This window comes from Bacillus sp. Root131 (genome assembly GCF_001429475.1).
GTDB classification, from domain to species: Bacteria; Bacillota; Bacilli; order Bacillales; family Bacillaceae_G; genus Bacillus_A; species Bacillus_A thuringiensis_S.
Map to the genome: position 1 here is coordinate 1 of NZ_LMJQ01000037.1, position 2,613 is coordinate 2,613.

Genomic DNA, 2,613 nt, shown 5'->3' on the forward strand with positions numbered 1-2,613 from the left:
AGATGTATTCATCAGTTATTTGGATTAACTGCTTAGGAGTGGATTCCAGAAGGAATCTATGCCTTTTTTTGCGTTTGTCCATTATTTGCACCAGAACCCAAAAAATCAAATTGGTTGTATTAAGAATGTTTGATTTCTTAAAGAAGTATTTAAAGGGTGTCTTGCATGTACTTGAATATTTGTACCATTAGTAGTTTGCGAACCAGCTACTTCTAAAACTAAGTCTGGATTCATTTTATTTTTAAATATATATTCATTACTATTATTAACACGCTCTATAGCCCAATAATGAGCATCATATGTTTCAATAAGCTGCGTAGTAAATACATTGGCCGTTCCACCTGCAGCGTTCCAAGCCAACACTATATTTGAGGCACGATTACGTCGTATTACATAACCATTCTTAACACTGTTGTACGAGAGATACCACTTTTGAGTATCTGCCTTATTATTGGACATTAATATAACATTGGTATTTGAGGCCCCCTCCAAACTTACTACACTACTATTATTTAATGCTGTCACAATTTGATACTCTCCATTAAAAATAGGACTCATTAAACATCTATTTCTCCAATCATTACAATTAACAGCGTACATATCCAATCTATTTGAAAACTGTTCTATAATTAAATATGTGCGTTGGGATGCACCACCGGATAGAAAAATAGGTATATTATTATACGATATCTGATATCCAAAATTTGTATGGAGATGCCCAGCAAAAATTGCTGCAACACCATATTGTTGAAATAAATTTTTATATTGATCATAAAGCATTTGATGTTTATGAACATTTATTATGATAGTTTTCCCATTTATTCTAGCTGTTTCTAATTGAGTTCTTACCCAATCAAAGTTTTCAAATATGTGATACTCATTAAAATCGGTAATAGTTGGGCCTGTTTGCTTATTCATTGTAGGAAAATTTTGTAATTGGATAGAACATATCGATCCGAAATTTACTGCATAAGCAAAACTGCCTTGATGCTTTGTAACAGGAATACCCAAATAAGGTTCTCCTGGTTGAGTCCTATAATCAAATTGAGTTGATGGTATGCCGCGAGTTTGAACATGGGCTATTAAATTCTCCATTGAATTTTTAAAACATCCATTATTTACGCAGTCATTAAAATTATTTTCAATATCATGATTGCCTAGACCATAATAATAGGGTCTTTTTAATATTCTAAGAAGTTCGTTTATTTTATCCCACTGCCAGCCATGCCCAAAGGCAGTCAAATCTCCGTTTATCAGCACAGATGCATTGGGTACAGTATCCGTATAAGAATTAATATTATTGTATTGTTCACGTATCAATGCTGCTGAACGTTGTTCTTTCGTAGATTCGTTTTCTGGACGATTTGAACATGGCGATACAATAGGATTATTACAATTTGGAAATGAGATACTATCCTGACAATCTGTCCAAGGATATTGGGGATCAGAAGTGATAACTAAAGATTGTATTAAGCCAAGCGGCGCAGCAAAATTTAAATTTTTTTGTTGTTTTCTCCACATATTATTTCCCCCACTTTATTCATTTGTTAACTATTCTTAAATAAGATTAGTTCTTGTGTCAAACAAGATAGTGTTGATATTCCTAAAAATTTAAAAATAAGAATTAAATCATTTAAAGATTTCAAATTACTTTATAAACGAACTAAAAATAAGTTGGAATATTATCTTTAATGGACCCAAAATAGCACTCGATTAAATAACTGTTTAATCAATATGTTTAAAAAAATATAAATATTCCTCTATTTTTCGCGCGAAAAGATGATTAGAATGGAGTGAGGAGCTGTACCCTAATCATGTCATAAAAATAGTTGGTGAGGTTAAAAATTTGAGAAGAGGATTACAGTATCTAGCAGGAATCTAAGCGGCGTCCCTTTACAATAATTATTGTGGGCATTGCTATAATTCGACTGAGAAACACTATATATTATCTAGCTTTTAACACACTGTTTTAGTCCTCCTAGACTCATAGGTGTGGTTGTATTCACATAAAGGTAAATACCATAATCAAATTAGAGAATTGCTTATTATACATGGCGTTTTCCAATGTATTACGCTATCATAAACTTCTTGCCTATATTTACTTTTGCGTTCAAAAAAATATGTTACTCGTGCAAATTATCAAAAGATATCGTCAGATAGATGTTTTTGTAGTTCATCAGTAAACAAATGAAATTCATCAAAATTTTATCTTATATTGATAGTAATGCTTTAGTATCTATGATTTATCACCATGTCATTTCCAAAAAAATTGTACACTAAATAGTTTACAAAAATTAAAATTACTAAATGCTTCTTTTTATAATATATGTACTTGGTATATAAGAAAGATTGAAGAGAATTAGAATAAATTTAAAAATATAGAGATAAGTACAGAGAATATGAAAAATACTAGATACATAATTTTAACCAATATAAATTTTGATGTGCAATGAAACGTGTTAAAGAAAAGGAATAAAGACATAAAGTATTGGTGAAGTGAAATTTAGGTTCTGGTGCAAATAATGGACAAACGCAAAAAAAGGCATAGATTCCTTCTGGAATCCACTCCTAAGCAGTTAATCCAAATAACTGATGAATACATCTATTCTGATT

At 30.8% G+C, this 2,613-nt stretch carries 1 protein-coding gene; it reads right to left on the minus strand.

Annotated elements, in window-relative coordinates; genetic code table 11:
- Positions 1-105: 105 nt before the first annotated feature.
- A complete protein-coding gene (locus ASE54_RS28185) occupies positions 106-1,521 on the minus strand; it encodes an RICIN domain-containing protein (protein WP_000269095.1) in 1,416 nt (471 codons plus the stop codon).
- Positions 1,522-2,613 lie beyond the last annotated feature (1,092 nt).